This is a genomic window from Flaviaesturariibacter aridisoli, from assembly GCF_004343705.1.
GTDB lineage: Bacteria > Bacteroidota > Bacteroidia > Chitinophagales > Chitinophagaceae > Flavisolibacter > Flavisolibacter aridisoli.
In genome coordinates this window covers 63,896-87,344 of sequence record NZ_SKFH01000023.1, presented here as the reverse complement: position 1 = coordinate 87,344, position 23,449 = coordinate 63,896, and the positions used below count along the sequence as shown (strand labels likewise).

Genomic DNA, 23,449 nt, shown 5'->3' with positions numbered 1-23,449 from the left:
TCAATAGAGCGTTTTACGTTTGCCGCTTTCGAAGTCGCGGAAGATGAACGCACCCAGCTTGTCGAGCGAGGCGAAGAAGGCCTTGCCGTTGTTCGTCTCGGTAAACTCCTGCACAAAGCGCTGCAGGTATGGGTCGGTGGCGATCATGAAGGTGGTGATGGGGATCTTCAGCTTCTTGCACTGCGCGGCGAGGTTCATACAGCGGCTGGTCACCTTTCGGTCGAGGCCGAAGGAATTCTTGTAGTAGCGCTTGCCAATCTTAAGGCAGGTTGGCTTGCCATCGGTGATCATGAAGATCTGCTTGTTCGGATTCTTCCGGCGCCGCAGGATGTCCATCGCCAGCTCGAGCCCGGCCACGGTATTGGTATGGTAGGGGCCCACCTGCAGGTACGGAAGATCCTTGATCTCCACGGTCCAGGCATCGTTGCCGAACACCACGATGTCGAGGGTGTCTTTCGGGTACTTCGTGGTGATGAGCTCGCTGAGCGCCATCGCCACCTTCTTCGCCGGTGTGATGCGGTCTTCGCCGTACAGGATCATCGAGTGCGAGATGTCGATCATCAGCACTGTGGAGGTCTGTGCCTTGAAGTCGTTCTCACGGATCTGCAGGTCGTCCTCACTCATCGCGAAGGAGTCGAGTCCGTGGTTGATCTGCGCGGTGCGGATGGACTCGGTAAAGTCGATCTGCTCCAGCATGTCGCCAAACTGGAAGGGGCGCGTGTTGGGGCTTTGCTCGTCGCCCTGCCCGGGCTTGAAGGTATTGTGCTCGCCGGCACGCGATTTCTTCAGCTTGCCGAAGATTTCTTCGAGGCTGCGCTTGCGTATGCCCTGCTCGGTTTTGGGCGTAATGCGTATCTCGCCCGCGTTGTTCTCATCGGTGATGTAGCCCTTTTCTTTCAGATCGTCGATGAAGTCGCCCATGCCGTACTCGTTGTCCGTCAGCTCGTATTGCTTGTCGAGCTCGTTGAGCCACTGCAGGGCCTCACCGACGTCGCCGCTGGTATAGGTGAGCAGTTGCATAAAGAGGTCCAGCAGCTGTTCGAAGCGGGTTTTCCCTTCTTCGTCGGGGTCGAACCGGGTAAAGTGAAATCCTTGCATAACGACACAAGCTACACCAAAACCAATTTGACCCGGCAAGCCGGAAATGTTAAGAAAATCAGTCGTTGCGGACTTTGATCCGTATAAAAAAAGCAGCCCCGGAGGGCTGCTTTCTGAAGCAAAGATTGTCTGTTTTTAGTGCTTCCGGTTCGTGCTGTCCGCCGCGGCTGCCGGGACGTGCTCGGTGGCCTGCGTGGCGGGGTTGTACTGGCGGTCGAGGGCCGGGAGCAACTGGGTGAGAAGGAAGTTGTTGATATCGTCCTCGCGGGCCAGCGACTGGTAGAAAGCTTCTTTCTCGGTCTTCAGGTAATCGTAGTACGCCTTCTGCTCGGTGAGGTCTTTTACGATTGCGTCGTGCAGGCGCTTGGCGAGTGCCGTGTGACCGGCCTTGTAGGCGGCTTCCAGGTAGATGAAAGCCGTCTGGTTGTGCGCGTTGAAGCGCCCGACCATGGCATACGGCATATCGTTGGGCGAGATGAGGCTTTCGGAGCGGTCGAGCAGTTGCACGGCACGTGCCTTATCGCCTTTGTCGGCCATGTTTCCGGCCGCTTCGGCAAAGGTGGAGCGCACCGTCAGCAGGTGGCGGCGGTTTTCTTCGTCGAAATAAACGCCACCAAGGTTGGCGCCACCGGAGCGGAATTTCTGCATCAGCACGTCATACATCCACTTCGTATTGTTATCGCGGATGGAAGAGCCGCGCATAGCCTGGTCAACGATCCAGTTGCGCTGCGGGAAGGAATTTTGTACCGGCACGAGGCGGTAGGTCATCCCGTCTTTGCGGAGGAACTGACCGAAACCGAGGTCGCCGTAGGGCGAGGTGAAGTAGATCGGTCGCTCCCAGCCTTTGGCGGCATTGGCGGCGATCACGTTGAGGATCGTCAGCTGGTCGAGCGTCAGGATGCGCTTGCCTTCCGAAATATCAAACTGCAATTGCGGCAGTACCACGTCGGAATCATTCACTACCTTATTGGCACGTACGCGGGCCATGTCTACCGGCACCGTGAAGCTGCGGCCCGTGAGGGTGGCCTGCACGGCGGAGCGGTCGTCGCCGGTGATTTGTCGGCCCACATCGTCGCGCATGGCGCGTAACAGGTCGGTGGGACCGCCACCCGGGCGGAGCTGGATATAACCGAGGCCGGTGATCTGCTCCGGCGTCCAGATCACATCGATCGGTGCGCTCTGGTTCACTTTGTAGCGAAGCTGGTTCACATACCAGTCGATGCCCAGCAGGCTCGTGTTGATGATGCGGATGTCGGGACGAACGCCTTCCGTTTCCTGGGCATACCAGAGCGGGTAGGTGTCGTTGTCGCCGAAGGTGAACAGGATGGCATTGGGTGCGCAGCTTTCCAGGTAATCGCGGGCAACATCCGGAGCCAGCGTCTTGCGGCTGCGGTCGTGGTCATCCCACTCCTGCATGCCCATGACGATGGGCGCAGACAGGCAAAGCAGGGTTGCCAGTGCCGCGGCCGGGGCGAGCCGAGAACCGTTACCGGAAGCGGCGCGCACCACGAAGTAGACTAGGCCAACGAGTGCGGCGTAGATCAGCGCGGCTACGAGGGCAGTGCCGATCGCCGGTCCGAACGAGGTAGTGGTATTGCTCATCAGCGTGATCGTGAACGTAGCAAGGCTGCCGTAGATCAGGCTGTTGGACAGCAGGCTCTTGTCGGCACGCTCGCGGGCTAGACCCACGAAGCCAACCACAGCAAGCCCGATCCAGATACAATAAGCATAGAAAGAGCCGGCATAGGCGTAGTCGCGCTCACGCGGCTGGTTGCCGGGTTGGTTGAGGTACAGTACAATGGCAATGCCGGTGAAGAAGAACAGCAGGAAGGAAACGATCCAGTCTTTGCGGTCCCGCATGAAGTGATACACACAGCCGAAGATGCCGAGAATGAAGGGCAGCAGGTACAGCTTATTGGTGGCCTTGTTGTGGCGGATGCTGTCGGGCAGCTTCGACTGGTCGCCGAGGCGGGTGTTGTCGATCAGGCCGATGCCGGAGATCCAGTTGCCGTCGCGCTTGTTGCCGTCGCCCTGGATGTCGTTCTGGCGGCCGGCGAAGTTCCACATAAAATAGCGCCAATACATATGGCCCATCTGGTAGGTGATGAACCAGTTGATGTTGTCGCCGTAGGAGGGCGTATCGTAGCCATCGGGCTGGCCGTTCTGTCCTTGTGCGCGCCCGATGTTGAGCCAGCTGGCGTAGGCGTCGGCGTGGCCTTGCTCGTTGCCACTGTCCCAGATGCGGGGGAAGAGCATCTGGTCTTTTCCTTCATACACATACTCGCGGTTGTAGCCCAGCTCGATGTAGCGCTTGTCGTTGCGGCTGTAGCGCATGTTGGTTTCTTTCATTTCGTACTGCTGACCACTTTCGTCGATCTTGGGAGACGCGGCGAAGTGCGGGCCGTACAGCAGGGGCGCGGCGCCATACTGGTCGCGGCCCAGGTAGGAAACAAGGCTCATCGGGTTGTCCACGTTGTTCATGTCGATGGCCGGGTTGGCGTTCGAACGGATCATCGTGGTGCCATAGAGCGAGTAACCGAGCATCATGAAGATGAAGGACCAGAGTCCCAGGCGCAGGAAGCTCCAGCCGTTGCGGCGGGCGGCGCGGAGGCCGTACCAGACGCCGGCGGCCAGTAGCAGGAAGAAGAAGATAAAGCCCGAGAAGAAGGGCGCACCGAAGTTGTTGACAAAGAAGATGTCGAACTTGCCGGCAATCTTCACCGTCCACTGGATGGCCGCCACCTGCACCACGCCGGTGATGGCGCAGCCGATGATAAAGGCGATGATGGCGCCCCGCTGTGTATACTCATAGCGGCGGTAGTAGTAGATCATCACGATGGCCGGGATGGTGAGCAGGCCCAACAGGTGCACGCCGATGGCGAGGCCGGTCATGAAGGCGATGAACACGATCCAGCGGTCGGCATAGGCGCGCTCTTGGCGGTCGGTGCCGGCTTCAACGTCGGCGCGTTCCCATTTGAGCATTGCCCAGAAGATGAGCGCGGTGAAGAAGGACGAGAGGGCGTACACCTCACCTTCCACGGCGCTGAACCAGAAGGAGTCGGTGAACGTGTAGGCCAGTCCGCCTACAATGCCCGCGCCCATGATGGTGAGCGTTTGCATGCGGTCGGGTTCGGCCACATAACCCACCATCAGCTTGCGGGCGAAGTGCGTGATAGTCCAGAACAGAAAGAGAATGGTGAGGCCGCTGGCCAGCGCGTTCATGATGTTAACGGCCTTGGCGGCGGTAGCCGGGTTGTCGCCAAACAGGATGATGAAAAAGCGGCCCAGCAGGGTGAATACGGGAGCGCCCGGGGGGTGGGGCAGCTGCAGCTTGTAAGCGGTAGAGACGAACTCGCCGCAATCCCAGAAGGAGCCCGATTTTTCAGCAGTCAGTACATAAACCAGGCAGGCAATGATTCCCACGACCCAGCCGGTCAGGTTGTTCACTCTTTTAAAGTTCATACAGAGTTATGGTTGTTTAGCCCCAACGGTTTTTGGGGAGTCTCGCAAAAATATAGGGAAGGGGCTAAATTACCCGGAAACGGCGGGCTGAATTGTTAAAGAAGTCGGAACGCGGAAGTACGAGGTGTCGTGAGGCGTGAGCCCTGAGCCGTGAGCCGTGCGGGCTGACGCCTTTAACGAATCAGGGATGCTGTAAGCATACCTGATTCTATACTGCGCCATGCGCGCTCACGGATCACGCCTCACGCTTCACGCTCACGCGTCGAAGAACACCTTCACCGTCTGGTAGAAAAGGCGGTTCTGCTCTTTCTCGTTGAAGCCGCGCAGGCCGAAGAGGCCGGCGGCATTGCCCTTGTTGATGGCGATCTCCATATAGCCGGCGCTGTTGAACAGCACGAGCTTCTCGCCCTGGGGCACGTCGGCATAGGAGCCCGAGATGCGGTCGATGACCTCGTCGCGTTTGAACACGATCTTGAAGCGGCGCCCGCGACGCTGCTGCTCGAACTGCTCCTGGGTGATGTTGACCACCACGTTTTCGAAGTTGTCGATAAAGATGATATGCCCTTCGATCCAGCCTTCGCCGTGCAGGGGGCGGAGCGGGTTTTTCTCGATGTAGTTGCAGTCGGGCACGCCGATGTTCTGCACCGGCTCCCCGTTGACCAGCTGGGTGATGGCCTTGGCCGCCACATCGATGCAATAGAGTGTATTCTTGATCGCCGTTTTTTCGAGCGGCACGCCGATCACCATTTCGGGACGGTCTTCGAGGATCATCTCCAGCAGGCCGTTGTCGGCGCACAGCACGTACTGGTTATTGTGGTAGGCGAGGAGCAGCTGGTCGGGCTTCGACTCAAAGAGGTTGATCAATACAATGTGAAACGTGAACTCCGGGAAGTTTTTGATGGCGCTGCGGCACACGTAAGCGGCCTGCGGGTAGTTGAACGGGGAGAGACTGTGAGAGATGTCGATGATGCGGAATTCGGGGTTGATGCGTAGCAAACGGCCCTTGATGGCGCCCACCAGGTAGTCCTGCTGGCCAATATCGGATGTCAGCGTTACAAGGGGCATGGAATAGCTTGCTGCCCCAAAAATGCTCATTAATTATGAAAAAGAGGAATCCGTTGTTGCGAAACGGTTTTCCCCAACGCCGGAAGCCCGCTAGCGCACAAGCTTTCCTTCCCTGAAGAAGAACTTTTGCACAAGCCGGTCTGCCCACCCCGGGAAGAATTTATTCATCAGGACGGTGCGTTTGCCGGTGAGCGTCATGACGACGCTGCGGCGTCTTTTTTCGATCGCCGACAGGATGATCCGCGCGCAACGTTCGGCGGACATGAGCTCGCTTTCGTCCATAGGGCTTTCGCCGTGGGGCAGCCCTGCCTCATTCAGCGCCGCGTTGCGGATATTGGAGGTCGTGAACCCGGGGCATACCCACATCACGTGCACGCCGCTCGAAAGCAACTCGGTGCGGATCGCTTCCAGCCATCCTTGCAGCGCAAACTTCGAAGCTGAGTAACCACTGCGTCCGGGCAAGCCTCGGTAGCCGGCGATGGAGGAAACGCCCACGATGGTGCCGCGCCGTTCGAGCAGCGCAGGCAATGCATACTTGGTGCAATACACGGCGCCGAAAAAATTGACGTTCATCACTTGGTGCAGCACCTCGGTGTTGAGGTCGCGCAGAAGGGCGCGCATAGAGATGCCGGCGTTGTTGATCAGGATGTCGATGCCGCCGTAGATCTTGATCGTGGAAGCGATAAAGGCGCGGCAGGCGTTTTCGTCGCTCACATCGGCGCCGAAAGCATGAAGCGGGTAGGAGGGATACTCGGCCTGCAGCGCATACAGCTTGTCGTGGTTGCGGGCGCAGGTCGCTACTTTGGCGCCGCGGCGCAGCAACTCGTCTACCAGCGCCCGGCCGATACCATCGGTGCCGCCGGTCACTACTACTACTTTGTCTTTGAAGAAGTCGGACACAGGATTGGGATTTGCCCAAACCTAAGGAGAAAATTCACAACCGTCAATTTTCGAATGTGCCGGAACATTCCCAAACGCAGAAACGCCTCCTTGCGGAGGCGTTTCTTGTGATCCGGCTGGGACTCGAACCCAGGGCCCATACATTAAAAGTGTATTGCTCTACCAACTGAGCTACCAGATCTTTTTCCGGTTTTTCCTTCGGCAATCGCTTGTGTTTGATTGCGTTGGGAGTGCAAAAATAAAAGGCTGTTGTGTAACAGCCAAAATAATTTTTGAGCTCAGCGAAAATTTTTTTTCATCAGCGAAGAATCGAGCTGATCGCAGCGACCATGGATTGCTGTTGCGCCTCATGTTCGCGGGCTGTTTCAATGCCTACGTAATTGCGGCGCATACGGCCACAGTACACGGCCAGAGAGCCATCGTCCTTGCTGCGCATACTCTGCAACACCACGTTGTATTTCTGGTCTTTCAGTTGCTCGAAAATTTCTTTGCTGGTGGTTACAAAATAGTCGTTCGCGTCCTGGTCGGGGTTGATATACACCAGTTGGGCCTCGCGGTCACGGTCGCCGCTGCGGTTGAAAGCTGTCACGAGCGCTTCACCGGGCTCATTGCTGTGCACCGATACGATCGTCTTTTCGTGCGGGATCTCTTCGAGGATAAATTGCGCGAAGCCATTGAGCTGGCGCGAGATCGTTGCGTCGGTCTTGCTGTTTACCGACAATTCACGGTTGCGGCCTTTGGGGGTGAAGATGTTGTTGGGGTCAACGCTCAGCTGCTTGTCGAAAAGCGTGAACTCGATCTCGCGCTGGTTGTCGTTGAGCAGCTCGAGCAAGGAGCCGCCGTTGTTGAAGATGGAGCGGCGGGCAGCTTCGGCGATACCCGTTTCGTTGTTGTGCAGCGATACGAACACGTAGGGCGTCGCATCGTCGGTAACCTGGCGGTTCAGCGCAATGAGGCGCTCGCCGAGGCGGAAGTAGGTCCTGCGCTGCGTCACCGTCAGGGTGCGCTTTGCGGGCGCTTTTTCAGAGCCATCAGTGCCGGTGTAGGCAGCGGGGCCGGAAAAGTGTGCAATCTGGCTGGATACGAGCGAGGTAAGCGGGGAGGTTGATTCCTGGGCATGCAGGAAAGTGATGCCGCCAAGGAGCAGCATGCCGGACAGTAGGTGTTTCACGGTTAAAATGATTAAGGGTGTTCCGCAGCAAGTCTGTCCTCACATCATCCCATCGACATCTGCTGCATTACTCCCGTATAAATCATTTTCTGTGCCAATGTTATCATGTTGTGAAAAGCAGTGCCCCGCGAGATGCCGTGACCAATGACCACGGGGTGCGAAATGCCGAGCACCGGGGTGCCTCCGTAGTTCTCGAAGTTGAAGCGCTCAAAGTACTCGTGGTCGATGTGCTTTTGCCGCGTGATCTCGTAGAGCGACTCGGCCAGCTTCAGGATGATATTGCCTGTAAAGCCATCGCACACCATCACGTCGGCCTTGTCCAGCAGCACGTCGCGGCCTTCCACGTTGCCGATAAAGTGAATGTGCTCGTTGGCCTTGAGCAGGGGATAGGTGGCCTGCGCCAGGAGGTTGCCCTTGCCTTCTTCCTCGCCGATATTGAGCAGGGCTACGCGCGGCTTTTCAATGCCGAGGATGGTGCGGGCATACACCGAGCCCATCCGTGCGAACTGGTTGAGCTGCTCCGGCTTGCAGTCCGAATTGAGGCCCACATCGAGCAGGAGGCCGGTGCTGCCGTTCTCTTTGGGGATAATTGTGGAAATCGTCGGACGGAGCACACCTTCGAGGGGGCGCAGGGCATAGAGGGACCCGACGAGCATGGCGCCGGTGTTGCCGGCCGAGAGAAAGGCGTCGGTCTTTCCGGTTGCCAGCAGGTGAAACCCGATAGCGATGGAGGACTGCTGCTTTTCCTTGAGTGCCCGCGTGGGATGCTCGTGCATGTCGATCACCTGGGGCGCGTGCACCAGCGTATAGGCTGATGCCGGGATGCCGTGCTTCTCAAGCAAGGGGCGGACAAGGTCCTCGTTGCCGGTAAGAACGAGGTGGGCGGCACCACCGCCGGCCAGGTATTGCTGGATGCCTTTTACCGCTTCCAGGGGTGCGAAGTCGCCCCCCATCATATCAATTCCGATCTTCATGCAGCGCCAAAAATAAAAAATCCATGGTCCCGCCGAACAGCGGAACTATGGATGTGCAAAAATGCGTTGATTTACTTCTTGAAGCCTTCAACTACTACCTGGCCTTTGTATACCAGGTTGCCTTCGCTAACGTGAGCGCGGTGACGAACGTGGATATCGCCGGAGGTCTTATCAGTAGAAAGCGTGGGAGCAACGGCTTTATAGTGCGTACGACGCTTGGCGCTGCGTTGCTGCGAATGTCTGCGTTTAGGATTAGGCATAACTCGATTTTAATGTTTCAGTCGTTAATTAATTTAATTCCTCTTCGTCGAGATCCTTGAATTTCTCCAGGCCTTTCCAAAGCGGGTTTTCCTTGGGTCCTTCTGCCGGTCGCATGTCGTTGAGCAGGCGGCGGGCTTCGGGGTTGCAATACGGACCATCCATGTTTTCAAACTCGCAGGTTTTCTGCATGGGGATGCTGAGGCAAACGAACTCGTAGATCCAGCCTTTTACATCGAGGTGGCTTTCGCCGCGGGCAATGTAATAGACATCCGGGTCGTCCTCCTGGTCGTTCATCAGCTCGGGGTCCTCCACCATTTTCACGGTGAGGTTGAACTCGTCGAACAACTGGAAGGGCAGTTCGTTGGCACAGCGGTCGCAGGTAACTTCGGCCTTTCCGCCTACCTCGAATTTGAGGCGCATGAAACCGCTGTTCTTTTCCAGCAAGAGCCGCACGGTGGCCGACGACTTCCGGAAATCCTGTGCTCCGTATTCTTCAAAGAACGAATCATTCACGTCATACTGGAACTCGTGCACCCCCGGCTTCAATCCTACAAAGGCAATTTCAAACTCGCGCCGATGGTTCATGCTCCCTAAGTTAAGTCCGTGAAATTCGGAGCGCAAAGGTAGGATAAAAAGCGGGAAATAGGCTATTTTGCCCCAAGAATTTTAACGAATGGCTGCCCGGACGCCCGACCGATCCTCCTTCCGCGACCCCTTTCTCTGGCTTCTGGTGCTTGCCACGGCCGCCCTCCAATGGTTTGCCGCCGACCCCGGGCGCGTGGAGCGGCGCTATAGCCAGGGGCTGTATCCAGGCATCGGCCGCGCCTTCCGGGCGGTGTTCGGCCGCCTGCCGTTCAGCTTTGGCGACGTCCTTTACTTTGCCGCCGGTCTCTTCCTGGTGCTCCGAATCCTGCGCCTCGTCCGCTGGGCCTTCCGGCGCGAGCTGCGGGGCCACGTACACACCCGGGCCTTTCTCCGTACTGCGAAGGTAGTCCTCATCGTTTACCTGCTTTTCCAGGTTTGCTGGGGGCTCAACTACAGCCGCCAGGGGATCGCCGCCCAGGCACGCCTGCAACCCGAAGCTTCCGATACGGCGCGACTCCGCGCCCTGGCCGATCTGCTGCAAGAGCGACTGTGCACCTGGGGCGACCGGGTGGATTCGGTGCGCCGACTGCAGCTGAATGACCATCGCCTCCTCTTCAACCGCGCCGTGGCCGCTTATGCCAGCGCGCAGCGGCAGTTGCCCTTCCTTGAATACCGCCGCCCTTCAGTGAAGCCGTCACTGTATGGTCCGGTGGCGCACCTGTTCGGCTTTTCGGGGTACTACAACCCGCTGACCGGGGAGGCGCAGGTGCATACCGGCTACCCGCTGTTCATGCAGCCCTTTGTCACCTGTCACGAAATCGGCCACCAATTGGGTTATGCGCGGGAGAATGAAGCCAACTTCGCCGGCTTCCTCGCCGCCCGCAATTCAGGCGATCCCGATTTTATCTACTCCGCCTACTTTGAAATGTACCTCTATACCCTGCGCGAGCTCGCCCGGACCGATCCCTGGGCGACGGTGCTGCTGCGCCGCGCCGCGCACCCGCGGGTGCGGTCCGACTATAAGGTCTACCGCGATTACCTGCTGCAGAAGCAAAATGCAATGGAGCCCCTGGTATCAAAATTTTACGACGGCTACCTGCGCTTCAACAACCAGGAGCACGGGCTGGAGAGCTACGATGAGGTGGTACAGTGGCTATTAGCTTACCTGCGAAAACAGGGAAGCGCGGCGCTTTAGTGAAATGGTCGGGAACGTCGATCGAAACGTCAACTCATTTGTTCTACCATTATGAAAAACGGCTGGAAACTTTTTTTATCTCTGCTGATCCCGCAGGTAGTGGGCCTCACGGCGGGGTATTTTACGGTAACCGGCGTAGGCAGCTGGTACCAAACGATCCGCCGCCCGGAGTGGAACCCGCCCAATTGGCTTTTCGGGCCGGTGTGGACGGCCCTTTATATCCTGATGGGCATCGCGCTGTACCTCGTATGGAAGCGAAAGGAGCGGAGCGCACAGAAAAGAAGTGCCATCACACTCTGGAGCCTGCAGCTGGCGGTCAACTTTCTTTGGTCCTTTTTCTTTTTCAACCAGCACCGCACCGGCCTTGCGCTCGCCGACCTCGTTGTACTCTGGGTGCTGATCCTCCTGACCATCTTCGCCTTCGCCCGCATCAGCAAAACGGCTGCCTGGCTCCTGGTACCCTACATTAGCTGGGTAACGTTCGCCGGGATCCTGAATTATACGATCTGGATGCTGAATAGATAGGGAGAAAAAGGTTCAGACCCATTACCCAACCTCCTAAAACTTGTTCTTCCACATCATCGATTCCACGGGCTTATCGCTCTGGTAGCTGTATTTGGCGTTCGCTTTCTGGTTGTACGCGATCTCGATCTCGCCATCAACGGGGAAGTAAATAAGCTGGCCGACAGGCATGCCTGCATATACGCGTACCGGCTGCTTTACCGAGATCTCGAGGGTCCAGTGGCCGCAAAAGCCGACATCGCCCTTGCCGGCGGTGGCGTGGATGTCGATACCAAGGCGACCCGTCGAAGACTTGCCTTCGAGGAAGGGTACGTGGGCATGGGTTTCTGTATATTCAGCCGTGACGCCCAGGTAAAAGATATGGGGATACAGCACAAAGCCCTCATCCGGGATCTCGAAGGACTCGATCTCGTTGTGGAGCTTCGCGTCGAGAATATGATTCTTGTACGTGGCCAGGGTACGGCCCAGGTGCACATCGTAGCTGTTCGAGCCGAGGCAGCCCCGATCGAAGGGTTTGACCAGGATCGTCCCTTTTTCGATCTCCTCGAGTATACGTTTGTCGGACAGGATCATGCGGCTTCGGAATTTAGGTGCCCAAGATAGGCGTACTTTGGGCGCGACAAATAAAATGCATTTTCGCAGATGCCGATCTTTTATCAACAGGAAGTGGATAACGACACGCGGCTGGCGGTTTGGGAGATCACCGAGGAGGAGCCTTTCTTCAACGTTCCGCTGCAGCGCGATATCAGCCACCCACACAAACGCTTGCAGCACCGGGCCGGTCGCTACCTGCTGCGACACCTGTTCCCGGAATTCCCGCTGGAGCTCATTCTGGTTGCCGACACACGGCGGCCTTTTTTGGAAGATGAAGCGTATCACTTTTCCATTTCCCATTGCGGCCCCTACGCCGCGGCTATCGTAAGCACCCGGCACCGCGTCGGGATCGACATTGAAATTCCCGTAGAGAAAGTACAGCGGATACGCGCGAAGTTCATTGCACCCGAAGAGGAAACGCGCTTGAATGGCCTGCAGGCGCAGATGCCGCCGGTATGGAACGCCACCCTCGTATGGAGCGCCAAGGAAGCGGCCTTTAAATGGTATGGGGCCGGTCAGGTAGACTTCCGCCGCGATATGTCGATTGAGGAATCCCCGGAAGAAAGGGACGGCGCCTTTCTTACCGCGCTGCACTTTGGCAAGGAGATTGGACGCCGCATCGGGGTGCATACGCGGTTCCTGCCACCGCTGGCACTGAGCTTCGTGGCCGGCGACTAAGCTCTGGCGCTGCTTTTGCAATACCCGGACTATGCGCCCCCGCCGTGGCCTTTGGGCCCTCGTCCTATTCGTTGCCGGAATCCTCGCTTCTCCGCGGGCCGGAGCCTATTCGGTGCTGACCCACGAGGCCATCGTGGATGCCGTGTGGGAGAGCAGCCTCCGCCCGCTGTTGCTGCGCCGCTTTCCCGGCGCAACGGCGGAAGACCTGAAGGCGGCACACGCAGCCGCTTACGGCGGCGCCCTGATGCCCGATATGGGTTACTTCCCCGGCGGCGCTCCTTTCTTTACCAACCTGGTGCACTACGTCCGCAGCGGCGATTTTGTGTCCGCCCTCCTGCGCGAGGCGAAGACAAGCCTCGAGCTCGGATTCGCTCTTGGCGCCCTGAGCCACTACCACGCCGACCGCTGGGGGCACCCGCTGGGCACCAACCGCTGTGCCCCGATCCTGTATCCCAAATCGGCGAAGGGCGCCGGCGCGCTCACCTACGAGGAAGCCCCACTCGCGCACAAGCGCGTGGAGTTTGGTTTCGATGTGCTGCAAACGGCACGTGGCAACTACGCTCCGGAAGCCTACCACGATTTCATCGGTTTTCAGTTCGCCGACAGCCTGCTGGCGCGGGTGTTCGTGCAGACCTACGGCCTCCGGATCCAGGATGTATTCGGGAACTACGGGCGGGCCATCAGCCTGCTGCGCATATGTGTGCGCGATTTCTTTCCCCTGCTGGCCAAGTCGGCCTGGCACAACCGCCGCGCAGAAATCAATAAGGCGCAGCCGGGTGCCACCGCGCGTTCCTTTCGTTACCGCATGCGGCAAAAGCAATACAATAAACGCTTCCCGCGCTCCGAAGACCATCCCCGCTTTTTCACGCGGCTGTTCGCGAACGTTCGCTTCCTCCTGCCCAAAGTGGGACCGCTGCGGCCGCTGAAATTCAAAGTGCCCGACCGGGAAACGGAAAAGATCTTCATTGCCTCCTTCGACACCGTCACGCTTCACCTGCGCGCTTACACACAGTTGCTGCACGAGGGGAAAGCTCCGTCGTTGCCGAATTATGATTACGATACCGGCCAGCGCACGGAGCCGGGCGAGTATAAACTCACCGACCAAACCTATCGCTGCCTGCTGGTGAACCTGCACAAGGAGGACTTCCGTACGGTGCCGCCCGCGCTGCGTTCGAACCTGGCTGCCTTCTTTGGCCGGGGTGGGCAGGCCATGTACCCGGAAAAAGAAAAAGACCGGGTCAAGCTGACCACGGCCTTGAAAGATTTTAAAACAGAAGCCCGTTAGTTGTCGAGTAGGCTGCTGTCGTCGAAGCCGTCGTCGAGGAGCGGGATGGATCCGATCGAAGCGCCGGCTATTCCTTTGATGGAGCCGTACATCCCGGACGTTGAGATCAGCACTTTTTCCAGTTGCTTTTCGCGTTCCTTCCACAGCTTCTCCATCTGGATGCGCTCTTTGGTGATGCTGTTCTTCAGTGAAAGGAAACCTTCTACGATCGTCTCGATCTGCTGGCGAAATTCCGTGCCGGTGAGGTAGCCGTACAGCAGGTTCATCTTGTCCCCCTTGTTCTCCTCCGATTTGCGGGCTTCACTCACGCGCAGGATGGTGTGGCGCAGGGCATTGGTCAGCGCGATCACTTCCGCAAAGGAGCAGATCCAGACGCCGTCGCGCTCGCCGAAGCAATGCATGTCTTTCGGGTAGATGGACGTCACCAGGATGGCCACATCGGCCTGCTGGGCGCGCATGTCGTTCTTGAGCTTTTCGATCCAGGCGTTGTTGAAGGCTTTGGTGCGTTTGCTTTCGAAGATGATCTTGCCGCTTTCCTGCCCGAGGCGGTTCTGCACGGTCAGCATACAGTCCGCTCCTTCAACGCCTTTGCCCACTTCCTGCACGTTGTCGGTGGGAAATGCCTCGCGTAGAAGCGCTTCCAGCAGCAGCTCCTGCACCTCGCCCTGGAGTTGCATCGAGCCCTGCTCGGCCTTACGCTTCATTTCCTCGGCGAGCTTGCGCTGGTCTTCGAGTTGCTTCTCGAGTTCCTTCAGCTTGAGCGTGTATTCGGTTTCTTTCAGCTGCACGCGCTCGGCCTCCTCGCGGCGGATCTGCTGGGCAAGCACATTGCGTTCTTCGAGCAGCTTTTTCTGCAGCTCGATTTCGAGCTCCGCCTCCCTGTTTTTGAGTTGCTGTTCTTTTTGTAAAAACGCGAGCTCTTTCTGGCGGGCTTCCTTCAGCTTTGCTTCGTTGTCGGCGGCACTTTCGTGGAGCATCCGCAGCTGGTTTTCGTAGTCGGCCGCGATCTTTAGTTTAAGTTGTTGCTGCAGCTCGCTTTCGAGGCGGCGCTTTTCGGAAATGAGCTCGTTTTCCAGCTTTTGCTTTTCGGCCTTCAGCTCGCCTTCCAGCTTTTGCTTTTCGGCTTTTAGTTTTTCCTGGAAGATCTCGTTCTCGCGTCGGCGCTTTTCTTCAAAGAGACGTTGCTCCTCTTCGAGCTTTTTCTTTTCGGCGCCGATGGAGGCGAGGTTGCTTTGGAGCTGCTGCTCGTATTGCTGGCGGATGCGTTGCTCGGCATCCGCGGAGAGCACGGCGTCGACGTCGATGGCGGTAAGGCAGTTGGGGCAGGCGATATGGGTAGGCATGAGATCGTTCTTTGGAATAACAAAGTAACGCCAATGGCTAAATAGTTTAGTAATTGTGGATAAATAGGGGCCGTGCCTTTTCTTTGCCGCGTGTCACCCCTGCGTACTGTCAACGTTCACCGCTATGTAACGCCCCTGCGCGAAGGCGGCTCGCTGCCCGCCATCGTGGAAGGCGACGATGACTTCCTTTACGTGCTCAAGTTCCGTGGCGCGGGGCAAGGCGTGAAGGCCCTGCTCGCCGAATTGATCGGAGGAGAGCTGACGCGCGCCGCCGGCCTCAAGGTGCCCGAGCTCGTGTTCGCTGAAGTAGATCCTGCTTTCGGCCGCACCGAGCCGGATGAAGAGATCCAGGACCTGCTCAAAGCCAGTGCCGGGCAAAACCTGGCATTGCATTACCTGTCGGGCGCCATCACCTACGATCCGGCGGTGGCCCCGGTGGAGGAGGAGCTCGCGTCCCGCATCGTATGGCTCGACGCCCTGCTGATGAACGTGGACCGCACCGCCCGCAATACGAACCTGCTCATGTGGCAAAAAGAATTGTGGCTGATCGATCATGGGGCGGCGCTTTATTTTCACCACGGCAGCACAGAATTCGGCGCACAGGCGGCGCGGCCTTTTCCGCAAGTGAAAGACCATGTGCTGCTGCGGCAGGCTTCCGGCCTGGAAGTGGCCGACACTGAATTACGCGCATTGCTGACGCCGGAGGTAGTGACCACCATCACGGCACAGCTCCCTACGGAGTGGCTGCAAACGGCCTTTCCCGAAGAAGACGCCGAAGTGATGCGGACGGCATACTCCGATTTCCTCAACGAGCGCATTCGCCATTCCGAACCTTTCTTAAATGAAGCCCTCCATGCCCGCGCCGCTGCTTTATGAATACGCCGTCATCCGGGTGGTGCCCCGCGTGGAGCGCGACGAGTTTCTCAACGCGGGCGTCGTGCTGTACTGCCGGCAACAGAAACGCATCCTTGTACGCATGGAGCTCGATGAAGCGCGCCTGCGCGCGCTGTCCCCCGCCGCTGATCTTGTAGAAATACGGTCCTACCTCGACGCCTTCGCGCGGATCGCCCGCGGGGAAGCCGACAGCGGCCCGATTGCGCGCCTCGATGCCGCCAGCCGCTTCCGCTGGCTTACCGCGGTGCGGAGTACCGTGATCCAGACCTCGCGGGTGCACCCAGGTTTCTGCTCTGAGCCGGATGCGGCGCTCGACCGCCTTTTCCAGCAATTGGTAGCAATGCCCGTGCTTTAACAGGGCTTTTAAACTGGCTGTTGTAGTTTTAAGGAACAATCCAGCCTATGAAAACGATACTCACCGGGATCCTCTCCCTTTTCCTCGTTTTTTCTGTGTCCGCGCAAACGCAGCACCTCGATTCGGCACTTGCCCAGGCCCGCACAACGCACCGCCAGGTACTGCTGCGTTTCAGTGGCTCCGACTGGTGCATTCCTTGCATACGTATGGAAAAAGAACTCTTCAGCAACGCTGACTTCCACCATTATGCCGACAGCAACCTGGTGCTTCTTGCGGCCGATTTTCCCCGCTTGAAAAAACACCGGTTGAGCCCGGAGCTGCAGGCGGAGAACGACCGCCTCGCCGAACGCTACAACCCGCAGGGAAGCTTCCCGCTGATCCTGCTGCTCGACGAAAAGGGCTCGGTGCTGAGGCGCTGGGAGGGAAGCGTGGAAGCGAAGCCGGCGGCCTTCGTGGACCAGCTTTCGAAGCTGAAGGGCTCCTGAGCCTGATATGACCCAACCGACCACCCTTGCCAGCTACCGCCGCGCTGAGCGGCTGATGGGCAACCAGTTCATCCTTACGGCCGTCTCCGGTAGCAATACCCACGCGGAAGCGGCGCTGGAGGAAGCCGTGAACGAGATCCGACGCATCGAAGCGCTGCTGACCACGTTTTCCAACGACAGCGTTACGGCGCAGATCAATGCGGCTGCCGGCGAGTGCCCGGTACGTGTTCCCATCGAAGTCTACGCACTCATCGAGCGGTCCCTGCGCATCTCGGGCCTCACGCAAGGCGCCTTCGACATCAGCTATGGATCGATCGACAAGCGTTTCTGGAATTTCGACCGCCACATGACCGCGCTGCCTGACCCGGCAGAGGCCAAAGAGCGGGTGCGCCTCATCAACTACCGGAACATTATTCTCGACCCCGGAGCCAGCACGGTATTTCTACGGGAAAAAGGCATGCGGATCGGCTTCGGCGGCATCGGGAAGGGCTATGCCGCCGAGCGTGCCAAAGGCGTGCTGCTGGCTTGCGGCATCCACTCCGGTGTTGTCAACGCATCCGGCGACCTCTGCGCCTGGGGCACGCAGCCCGACGGCACCCCGTGGACCGTGGGCATTGCCGCCCCGGAAACGGAGCGGCAGCCTTTTGCACGCTTCCTGCTCCGCGATGGAGCCGTAGCCACCTCGGGCGATTACGAAAAATTTGTGCTCATCGGGGGCAAGCGCTATTCCCATACGATCGACCCACGCACCGGCTATCCGGTGGGTGGCATAAAAAGTGTAACGATCTTCTGTCCGAATGCCGAAATCGCTGATGCATTGGCTACGCCTGTACTGGTGATGGGCATCCGGGCCGGCCTTGACCTCATAAACCAGCTCCGCGATGTGGAATGCCTCCTTATCGATGAGCAGGACCGGGTTCATTGTTCGCAAAACATCAAATGGCACTGAGATGAAAAAGTTATGCGCGCCCATGTTGGCGGCTATGCTGCTGCTGGCAGCCTGCCAGCCGGTGAAATCGTACCAGAAGACCTACCTCAATGACTCCGAGATGGAGCTCGCGGCCCGCAAGGTGCAAAAGTTCGAGTTCAATTTCCAGTCCTATCGCGAGGGCGCCTCGGGCGCCACGGGTGGTAAAACAGGCGGCGGCTGCGGCTGTAACTAAAACCGGATCGATGAAAAAAATCTACCTTTCTGTGCTGGCGCTGTATGCCGGCATTTTGTCGGCCTGGGCCCAGACGGCCACCGCCGACACGGGAGCCTATAAGCCCCGGCGGCTCACGCTGACCGAAATTGACCTCGTATCGGCCTACTACACGCAGGACGGCAATCATTCGGCCGTCACCGGCGGCGTAGGCACCGAGCGTTTGACCGACATCAGCAATACGATCGACTTGCAGTGGCTGCGCTACGACAAGCTCGACCGCCGTCACAACCTGACCTTCGAGCTCGGTGTGGATCATTACACATCGGCTTCTTCCGATGCCATCGACCCGGCGGCCGTTACCTCGCCCTCGTACGCAGATACCCGCATTTACCCTTCCGTGAACTACAGCGTACAAAACACCAAGGGCCGCACCCTGGGTGCCAGCTTGTCGTACTCAAAAGAATACGATTACCAGTCGCTGGGCATCGGCGGGCAATACGAAAAAACTTCCAAGGACAACAACCGCAGCTTCAGCCTGCGGCTGCAGGCATACCTGGACCAATGGAAGGTGATCCTGCCCGTAGAACTACGGCCCGGCGGCCGGCTGACCGAAGGCAGCGCCCCGCGCCGCACCTATAGTGCGTCGCTGTCGTGGTCGCAGGTGATCAACCCCCGCCTGCAGGCCGTATTTCTCCTGGACCTCGTGGCCCAGGAGGGGTTGCTGGCCACCGACTACCAGCGTGTTTACTTCAAAGACGGTTCGCTGAACTACGAGCACCTGCCCGGCACCCGGTTCAAAGTGCCCGTGGGCGCGCGGCTGCACTATTTTTGGGGTGACCGCGTCATTGTGCGCGCGCTGTACCGCTTTTATGCCGACGACTGGGGACTGACGGCGCATACCGCCGAGCTGGAAGTGCCGGTGAAGCTGACGCCTTCTGTTTCGATAAGCCCGTTTTACCGCTACTACACACAGCGCAGCGCCGATTATTTTGCACCCTACAAGGTGCACGCGGTCACCGATGCGTATTTTACGAGCGACTACGACCTGGCGGCACTCCAGAGCCATTACTTCGGTAGCGGCATCCGCTGGGTGCCTGCAAAAGGCGTATTTGGCTGGAAAAGGTGGAATATGCTGGAGCTGCGCTATGGCCATTACCAACGCAGCACCGCGCTCAACTCCGATATCGTGTCGCTTAATTTCCGGTTCCGGTAGGCTGGCGCTGCACGATGCCTTTGTCGATGATGAGCTGGTAAAGGCCGTGCACAGAAGGCTAGTAGTGAATGAAGGTATCGGGTTTCACAACGTAGCTTGAAGCGCCGGCCTCAAGGCATTTATCGGCGCAGCGCCATGTCGAATTCGTACTCTGCCTTTACGGCGTCGTCGGCAAGGGGATAAAGGATCGTGCGGGGTTTGTTGAAAAGCTCCTGTGTGCTATAACCCGTCAGCCGTGCGGCGGCAGCGTTGGTAGCGAACGTAGCCGTCGTTGTCGAAGTGAAAAACGGCCTCGGGAAGGCCATCCAGGAGCAACTGGTAGGGTAAGGGCATAATTCGGGGTGTCGAATGACAACTGGGGTTTAGGGCGATAAAGTTCAACGCAGGGCAGGTGAAAAATGCAGAGATAGCGGCTCTGGCGGCGATTTTCACAAAAAAGAAAACCTCCCGAAGGAGGTTTGCGTGTGCCCCGGGCCGGAATCGAACCGGCACATTATTGCTAATGGCAGATTTTGAGTCTGCTGCGTCTACCAGTTTCGCCACCGAGGCAGGGCGGCAATATTACAACTTTTGCCCTAACTGGCCGGCGAGGCGCTGCAGGTATTTTTTGCGGTAATAGTACTCCTTTACTTGCAGCAGCTCTTCTTCGGAAGTAACACCTTCCTGATAATGTTCCAAAGTGTTTGCAACAGGCGCATAGATATCGTTTTTCCAGGTTTGCAATTGACGCAGCAGTCCTGCGCGGGCGGTTTCGTCGCCGAGGGCTTCGGGCACGGCTTCGTTGAGCTCCATCATCTCCATCAGGAATTCCGGCGCCAGCGCGTATTTCTCATCCGGCAGCAGCAGGCCCTTTTCCTGCAGCACGTAGCGGAGGCGTTCGTCGTCATCCCCGAGCGTTTTAAACGCCTTGTTCAGCTGCGCCGACCGCTCCAGCACGTCGGCCTGCGCATCAGCGCCGGCCTGGGCAAAATAGTCCGGGTGCGATTCGCGCGACAATTCAAAAAAGCGCTTGCGCAGCGCGGCTTTGTCTACCTGAAATTGCACCGGGAGGCCGAACAGCTCGAAATAATTCATCCCGGCAAATTTACAAAGAACCGGGCGGTGCCCCTGTTAAATGCTGCGGCGGGACGCTGTTCCGGGGATTTTCAGCCCATCCCGCTGCCCGTGAAAACCTGTAGGTCCTTCGACGGAAAAAGTTAGCTTTGACCGCTTGTTATGATGACCATCGGACTTATCCGCGAAGGAAAAACACCGGCCGACAACCGGGTGGCCCTGACGCCCACGCAATGCAAATGGATTGAAAAAAAGCATCCGGGCGTCCGCGTCAAGGTGCAGAGCGCGCCGGGGCGTTGCTTTTCCGACGCTGAATACCGAAGGGCCGGCATTGAAGTGCTGCCCGATGTGAGCGACGCCGACATCCTGCTCGGTATCAAAGAGGTGCCACCCGAGCAACTCATCGCGGGCAAAACCTACCTGTTCTTTTCGCATACGAAGAAAAAGCAGCCGCATAACCGCGGATTGTTGCAAACAGTGCTCGAGCGCCGCATACGCCTCATCGATTACGAATGCCTGCTACACGAAGACGGCCAGCGCATCATCGGATTCGGCTTTTTCGCCGGCATCGTCGGCGCCCACAACGGCATGATGGTGTACGGCAACCGCACCGGTGCCTATTCACTCGGCCGCGTGCACCAGCACCGCACCTTCCGCAAGCTGATGCACACGTATTTCGGCCTCGACCTTCCCAACGTGAAAGTGGTGGTCACGGGCTCGGGGCGTGTGGCGCACGGTGCCCTGGAGATCATGAACCTGATGCAGATCCGCGAGGTGGAAAAAGAAGAATTCCTGGAGCGCGAATTTGCCTACCCGGTGTATGTGCACCTGAAGGGCAGCGACCTCTACCGGCGCAAGGATGGCGGCGCTTACCAGCGCCAGGACTTTCACGCGGATCCGACCGCGTACGAATGCAACTTTCTGCCTTATGCCCGCTCGGCGGATGTGCTGATGAACGGTGTGTACTGGGACACGCAGGTGCCGCGCCTTTTCGAGTCCGAAGACGTGGGCGAGCCCGGGTTCCGCCTGCAGGTGATCGCCGACATCACCGACGATACCGGTGGCTCCGTGCCCATCAACCTCGGCGACCAGAGCATTGCCGACCCGGTGTACGGCGTCGACCGGCAAACACTTCAAAAAACAGCGCCGTACCAACCCGGCTCCATCGATGTGATGGCCGTCGGTAACCTGCCCAACGAATTGCCGCGCGATGCGTCGCGCTACTTCGGCGAGCAGTTGCTCAAATACGTGTTGCCCGACCTGCTGCGCGGCACTTCCCGGGTGATCGAGCGCGCTACGATCGCGCAGGGAGGAGCGCTGAATGAGCCGTTTACCTACCTGCAGGACTATGTGTCGGGTGTGCAGGATTGACAGCCTTTCAGAGATACAGGTAGTAATCTTTTAGAAGTTCCGAGAAGCGCGGTGTATAACCCTTTATGTCCGCGATCACCAATGATTCTTCTTCCAGGGGTTGCGGGTTGCGCCCGATGGCTACCATTAGCCTGCTGGCGTCCTGCCGTTCGGTAGGACGCACCTGCACCAGCTGCTGCAGGTGCAGGCCATTCTCGCGCAGGAAGCGATCGAGGTCCTTTCGTCGTTTGGCGGGGAGCAGGAGGTACGCCTTGCCCTGCTCCGTGAGCAACCGGCCGATGACGCCGAACAATTCCTTCCAGGTAAGTCCGCCATCGTGGTGCGCGCTGCGCTTGCGCGCGTCCGCTGAAACGATCTCTGCTTCGTAGAAAGGCGGGTTGCTGATGATGAGATCGTATCGAGGCAGGTCGAGCGTGCGGATGTCGCCCGTAATAATACGGACGTTGGCCAAACCGGCCGCTGTGCGGTTCTCCGCCGCCTGCAGGGCTGCTTCGGTGTCGAGCTCCACGGCATCGATCTGCAGCGCGGTTTTCTGCGCCAGCATCAATGCGAGCAGTCCTGTACCCGTACCGATGTCGAGCGCCGTCCCGCTGTGGCCTTCCAGCAGCGCGGCACACCAGGCGCCAAACAGGCAGGCGTCGGTAGTGACCTTCATGGCACAACGGTCATGGCAGATCGTGAATTGCTTGAAACGAAAAAAGGGATTCGGCATAGCGCGCGAAACAGGTGTACGGAATTGTAAAATACGTTCAGATTTGAACCGCCTCAATGCCACTCCGAACGGGCCGTTGCCGACACCGACAGGTCCGACGTTTCGCCGGCCAGTAGCTTATAGTAGGCCGTGATCGCGATCATAGCGGCGTTGTCGGTGCAATATTGAAAAGCCGGAACGAACGTGCGCCAGCCCTCTTTTTGTCCGAGTTCGGTAAACGCCGTCCGGAGGCCGCTGTTGGCCGACACGCCGCCGGCGATACACAGGTCGCTGATACCGGTGACCAGCGCAGCCCTGCGCAGCTTCTTCAGCAGGATCCGGATGATGGTAGCTTGCAGCGACGCACAAATGTCGGCCAGGTTTTCTTCCACAAATGCCGGATTGGCGGCCTTTTCTTTTTGCAGGAAATAGAGCACGGAGGTTTTGAGGCCGCTGAAACTGAAATTCAGTCCTTCCATTTGCGGCTCTGCGAAGGTGAACCGGGCGGGGTTGCCTGCCTGCGCATATTTGTCGATCAGCGGTCCGCCGGGATAGGGGAGACCCAGTAGTTTGGCCGATTTATCGAATGCTTCACCGGCAGCGTCGTCGATGGTTTCTCCCAGCACTTCGAGGCTCGTCGGGCTGTTGGCACGCACGATCTGCGTATGCCCCCCGCTGACCGTGAGACAGAGAAAGGGGAAGCCGGGGCGCTCTTCCGGGATGAGATTGGCCAGCACGTGCGCCTGCATATGGTGCACGGCCAGCAGCGGTTTTCCGAGCGCCAGCGCGAGCGACTTCGCAAACTGTGCGCCCACCAGCAACGAGCCGATGAGGCCGGGCGCCTGCGTAAATGCGATCGCATCGAGGTCCGAAGGTGTAACGCCAGCCTGGCGCAGCGCGAGGTCTACCACGGGCACAATGTGCTGCATGTGGGCGCGGCTGGCAAGTTCGGGCACCACGCCGCCATACTGCTCGTGCACCGTCTGGTTGGCAATGTGGTTGGACAGGATCTTTCCGTCGCGGCACACCGAAGCCGAGGTTTCATCGCAGGAAGATTCGATCGCTAAAATCGTAGGCATAACACAAAAGTAATACGGGAATGGGGGTGA

At 58.4% G+C, this 23,449-nt stretch carries 24 protein-coding genes and 2 tRNA genes; 11 read left to right on the top strand and 15 right to left on the bottom strand.

Features of this window, described 5'->3' with window-relative positions; genetic code table 11:
• The 9 genes from E0486_RS13060 to E0486_RS13020 all read right to left on the bottom strand — a co-directional run bounded on the left by E0486_RS13060 (position 1) and on the right by E0486_RS13020 (position 9,516).
• A complete protein-coding gene (locus E0486_RS13060) occupies positions 1 to 1,098 on the bottom strand; it encodes a vWA domain-containing protein (RefSeq protein ID WP_131852619.1) in 1,098 nt (365 codons plus the stop codon).
• A gap of 135 nt (positions 1,099 to 1,233) precedes the next feature.
• Positions 1,234 to 4,560, bottom strand: coding sequence for a glycosyltransferase family 117 protein (locus E0486_RS13055; RefSeq protein ID WP_131852618.1), 3,327 nt, complete (start codon positions 4,558 to 4,560; stop codon positions 1,234 to 1,236).
• A 255-nt stretch (positions 4,561 to 4,815) separates the two neighbouring features.
• A complete protein-coding gene (locus E0486_RS13050; RefSeq protein ID WP_131852617.1) occupies positions 4,816 to 5,625 on the bottom strand; it encodes an SAM hydrolase/SAM-dependent halogenase family protein in 810 nt (269 codons plus the stop codon).
• 90 nt (positions 5,626 to 5,715) lie between these two features.
• Entirely contained in the window at positions 5,716 to 6,525 is an 810-nt protein-coding gene (locus E0486_RS13045) for an SDR family oxidoreductase (protein ID WP_131852616.1), read from the bottom strand.
• Between the two features lie 108 nt (positions 6,526 to 6,633).
• A tRNA-Lys gene (locus E0486_RS13040) sits at positions 6,634 to 6,706 on the bottom strand.
• A 117-nt stretch (positions 6,707 to 6,823) separates the two neighbouring features.
• A complete protein-coding gene (locus E0486_RS13035; RefSeq protein WP_131852615.1) occupies positions 6,824 to 7,696 on the bottom strand; it encodes a hypothetical protein in 873 nt (290 codons plus the stop codon).
• A gap of 44 nt (positions 7,697 to 7,740) precedes the next feature.
• Positions 7,741 to 8,670 (bottom strand): phosphate acyltransferase PlsX, encoded by a 930-nt coding sequence (gene plsX / locus E0486_RS13030; RefSeq protein ID WP_131852614.1) that lies wholly within the window; start codon positions 8,668 to 8,670, stop codon positions 7,741 to 7,743.
• A gap of 71 nt (positions 8,671 to 8,741) precedes the next feature.
• The gene (gene rpmF, locus E0486_RS13025; RefSeq protein ID WP_131852613.1) at positions 8,742 to 8,930 is read right to left on the bottom strand and encodes a 50S ribosomal protein L32; all 189 of its coding nucleotides are present in this window, start codon (positions 8,928 to 8,930) and stop codon (positions 8,742 to 8,744) included.
• Between the two features lie 28 nt (positions 8,931 to 8,958).
• Positions 8,959 to 9,516: a YceD family protein gene (locus tag E0486_RS13020; RefSeq protein ID WP_131852612.1), complete on the bottom strand. Its 558-nt coding sequence runs from the start codon at positions 9,514 to 9,516 to the stop codon at positions 8,959 to 8,961.
• Between the two features lie 88 nt (positions 9,517 to 9,604).
• Between E0486_RS13020 and E0486_RS13015 the strand changes: the two genes are divergently transcribed.
• Both E0486_RS13015 and E0486_RS13010 read left to right on the top strand, forming a co-directional pair.
• Positions 9,605 to 10,711 carry a DUF3810 domain-containing protein gene (locus E0486_RS13015; RefSeq protein WP_131852611.1) on the top strand — a complete coding sequence of 369 codons (1,107 nt, stop codon included), beginning with the start codon at positions 9,605 to 9,607 and terminating at the stop codon, positions 10,709 to 10,711.
• 51 nt (positions 10,712 to 10,762) lie between these two features.
• Positions 10,763 to 11,236, top strand: coding sequence for a TspO/MBR family protein (locus E0486_RS13010; protein WP_131852610.1), 474 nt, complete (start codon positions 10,763 to 10,765; stop codon positions 11,234 to 11,236).
• A gap of 33 nt (positions 11,237 to 11,269) precedes the next feature.
• Here E0486_RS13010 and dcd read toward each other — a convergent pair whose 3' ends face one another.
• Positions 11,270 to 11,806: a dCTP deaminase gene (gene dcd, locus E0486_RS13005; RefSeq protein ID WP_131852609.1), complete on the bottom strand. Its 537-nt coding sequence runs from the start codon at positions 11,804 to 11,806 to the stop codon at positions 11,270 to 11,272.
• Positions 11,807 to 11,875: 69 nt separating this feature from the next.
• Between dcd and E0486_RS13000 the strand changes: the two genes are divergently transcribed.
• Together E0486_RS13000 and E0486_RS12995 are read left to right on the top strand one after the other, a co-directional pair.
• Entirely contained in the window at positions 11,876 to 12,505 is a 630-nt protein-coding gene (locus tag E0486_RS13000; RefSeq protein WP_131852608.1) for a 4'-phosphopantetheinyl transferase family protein, read from the top strand.
• Positions 12,506 to 12,536: 31 nt separating this feature from the next.
• The gene (locus E0486_RS12995) at positions 12,537 to 13,790 is read left to right on the top strand and encodes a zinc dependent phospholipase C family protein (RefSeq protein ID WP_131852607.1); all 1,254 of its coding nucleotides are present in this window, start codon (positions 12,537 to 12,539) and stop codon (positions 13,788 to 13,790) included.
• On the opposite strand, the gene E0486_RS12990 is transcribed toward E0486_RS12995, so the two are convergent.
• Positions 13,787 to 15,133: a DUF2130 domain-containing protein gene (locus E0486_RS12990; RefSeq protein ID WP_207906251.1), complete on the bottom strand. Its 1,347-nt coding sequence runs from the start codon at positions 15,131 to 15,133 to the stop codon at positions 13,787 to 13,789. The two genes, E0486_RS12995 and E0486_RS12990, sit on opposite strands and share 4 nt — an antisense overlap.
• Before the next feature lie 72 nt (positions 15,134 to 15,205).
• Here E0486_RS12990 and E0486_RS12985 point away from each other — a divergent pair, with 72 nt between their 5' ends.
• Genes E0486_RS12985 through E0486_RS12960 form a run of 6 tightly spaced genes read left to right on the top strand, consistent with a single transcriptional unit; the run spans position 15,206 to position 19,225 of the window.
• Positions 15,206 to 16,009 (top strand): HipA family kinase, encoded by an 804-nt coding sequence (locus E0486_RS12985; RefSeq protein WP_243697439.1) that lies wholly within the window; start codon positions 15,206 to 15,208, stop codon positions 16,007 to 16,009.
• Positions 15,975 to 16,382, top strand: coding sequence for a DUF3037 domain-containing protein (locus tag E0486_RS12980; protein ID WP_243697438.1), 408 nt, complete (start codon positions 15,975 to 15,977; stop codon positions 16,380 to 16,382). Before E0486_RS12985 ends, E0486_RS12980 begins: the two co-directional genes overlap by 35 nt.
• Positions 16,383 to 16,429: 47 nt before the next feature.
• The gene (locus E0486_RS12975) at positions 16,430 to 16,867 is read left to right on the top strand and encodes a thioredoxin family protein (protein WP_131852606.1); all 438 of its coding nucleotides are present in this window, start codon (positions 16,430 to 16,432) and stop codon (positions 16,865 to 16,867) included.
• Between the two features lie 7 nt (positions 16,868 to 16,874).
• The gene (locus E0486_RS12970) at positions 16,875 to 17,816 is read left to right on the top strand and encodes an FAD:protein FMN transferase (RefSeq protein ID WP_131852605.1); all 942 of its coding nucleotides are present in this window, start codon (positions 16,875 to 16,877) and stop codon (positions 17,814 to 17,816) included.
• A 1-nt stretch (position 17,817) separates the two neighbouring features.
• A complete protein-coding gene (locus tag E0486_RS12965) occupies positions 17,818 to 18,030 on the top strand; it encodes a DUF4266 domain-containing protein (protein WP_131852604.1) in 213 nt (70 codons plus the stop codon).
• A 10-nt stretch (positions 18,031 to 18,040) separates the two neighbouring features.
• Positions 18,041 to 19,225, top strand: a complete 1,185-nt coding sequence (locus E0486_RS12960; protein WP_131852603.1) for a DUF3570 domain-containing protein — start codon at positions 18,041 to 18,043, stop codon at positions 19,223 to 19,225.
• Between the two features lie 465 nt (positions 19,226 to 19,690).
• Here the strand turns inward: E0486_RS12960 and E0486_RS12955 are convergent.
• Both E0486_RS12955 and hscB read right to left on the bottom strand, forming a co-directional pair.
• Positions 19,691 to 19,774, bottom strand: a tRNA-Leu gene (locus E0486_RS12955).
• A 12-nt stretch (positions 19,775 to 19,786) separates the two neighbouring features.
• On the bottom strand, positions 19,787 to 20,299 hold the full coding sequence (hscB, locus tag E0486_RS12950) for a Fe-S protein assembly co-chaperone HscB (RefSeq protein WP_131852602.1): 513 nt from the start codon (positions 20,297 to 20,299) through the stop codon (positions 19,787 to 19,789).
• Between the two features lie 141 nt (positions 20,300 to 20,440).
• Here hscB and E0486_RS12945 point away from each other — a divergent pair, with 141 nt between their 5' ends.
• A complete protein-coding gene (locus E0486_RS12945) occupies positions 20,441 to 21,649 on the top strand; it encodes an NAD(P)-dependent oxidoreductase (protein ID WP_131852601.1) in 1,209 nt (402 codons plus the stop codon).
• Positions 21,650 to 21,656: 7 nt separating this feature from the next.
• Here E0486_RS12945 and E0486_RS12940 read toward each other — a convergent pair whose 3' ends face one another.
• Positions 21,657 to 22,304: a tRNA1(Val) (adenine(37)-N6)-methyltransferase gene (locus E0486_RS12940; protein ID WP_165917326.1), complete on the bottom strand. Its 648-nt coding sequence runs from the start codon at positions 22,302 to 22,304 to the stop codon at positions 21,657 to 21,659.
• A 110-nt stretch (positions 22,305 to 22,414) separates the two neighbouring features.
• Positions 22,415 to 23,419 (bottom strand): tRNA (adenosine(37)-N6)-threonylcarbamoyltransferase complex transferase subunit TsaD, encoded by a 1,005-nt coding sequence (gene tsaD, locus E0486_RS12935; RefSeq protein WP_131852599.1) that lies wholly within the window; start codon positions 23,417 to 23,419, stop codon positions 22,415 to 22,417.
• Between the last annotated feature and the right edge of the window lie 30 nt (positions 23,420 to 23,449).

Bases quoted from the DNA above. Each gene is read 5' to 3' on its own strand.
- E0486_RS13060 (WP_131852619.1), bottom strand. From the start codon at position 1,098: ATGCAAGGATTTCACTTTACCCGGTTCGACCCCGACGAAGAAGGGAAA.
- E0486_RS13055 (WP_131852618.1), bottom strand. From the start codon at position 4,560: ATGAACTTTAAAAGAGTGAACAACCTGACCGGCTGGGTCGTGGGAATC.
- E0486_RS13050 (WP_131852617.1), bottom strand. From the start codon at position 5,625: ATGCCCCTTGTAACGCTGACATCCGATATTGGCCAGCAGGACTACCTG.
- plsX (WP_131852614.1), bottom strand. From the start codon at position 8,670: ATGAAGATCGGAATTGATATGATGGGGGGCGACTTCGCACCCCTGGAA.
- rpmF (WP_131852613.1), bottom strand. From the start codon at position 8,930: ATGCCTAATCCTAAACGCAGACATTCGCAGCAACGCAGCGCCAAGCGT.
- E0486_RS13020 (WP_131852612.1), bottom strand. From the start codon at position 9,516: ATGAACCATCGGCGCGAGTTTGAAATTGCCTTTGTAGGATTGAAGCCG.
- E0486_RS13015 (WP_131852611.1), top strand. From the start codon at position 9,605: ATGGCTGCCCGGACGCCCGACCGATCCTCCTTCCGCGACCCCTTTCTC.
- E0486_RS13010 (WP_131852610.1), top strand. From the start codon at position 10,763: ATGAAAAACGGCTGGAAACTTTTTTTATCTCTGCTGATCCCGCAGGTA.
- dcd (WP_131852609.1), bottom strand. From the start codon at position 11,806: ATGATCCTGTCCGACAAACGTATACTCGAGGAGATCGAAAAAGGGACG.
- E0486_RS13000 (WP_131852608.1), top strand. From the start codon at position 11,876: ATGCCGATCTTTTATCAACAGGAAGTGGATAACGACACGCGGCTGGCG.
- E0486_RS12995 (WP_131852607.1), top strand. From the start codon at position 12,537: ATGCGCCCCCGCCGTGGCCTTTGGGCCCTCGTCCTATTCGTTGCCGGA.
- E0486_RS12990 (WP_207906251.1), bottom strand. From the start codon at position 15,133: ATGCCTACCCATATCGCCTGCCCCAACTGCCTTACCGCCATCGACGTC.
- E0486_RS12980 (WP_243697438.1), top strand. From the start codon at position 15,975: ATGAAGCCCTCCATGCCCGCGCCGCTGCTTTATGAATACGCCGTCATC.
- E0486_RS12975 (WP_131852606.1), top strand. From the start codon at position 16,430: ATGAAAACGATACTCACCGGGATCCTCTCCCTTTTCCTCGTTTTTTCT.
- E0486_RS12970 (WP_131852605.1), top strand. From the start codon at position 16,875: ATGACCCAACCGACCACCCTTGCCAGCTACCGCCGCGCTGAGCGGCTG.
- E0486_RS12965 (WP_131852604.1), top strand. From the start codon at position 17,818: ATGAAAAAGTTATGCGCGCCCATGTTGGCGGCTATGCTGCTGCTGGCA.
- E0486_RS12960 (WP_131852603.1), top strand. From the start codon at position 18,041: ATGAAAAAAATCTACCTTTCTGTGCTGGCGCTGTATGCCGGCATTTTG.
- hscB (WP_131852602.1), bottom strand. From the start codon at position 20,299: ATGAATTATTTCGAGCTGTTCGGCCTCCCGGTGCAATTTCAGGTAGAC.
- E0486_RS12945 (WP_131852601.1), top strand. From the start codon at position 20,441: ATGATGACCATCGGACTTATCCGCGAAGGAAAAACACCGGCCGACAAC.
- E0486_RS12940 (WP_165917326.1), bottom strand. From the start codon at position 22,304: ATGAAGGTCACTACCGACGCCTGCCTGTTTGGCGCCTGGTGTGCCGCG.
- tsaD (WP_131852599.1), bottom strand. From the start codon at position 23,419: ATGCCTACGATTTTAGCGATCGAATCTTCCTGCGATGAAACCTCGGCT.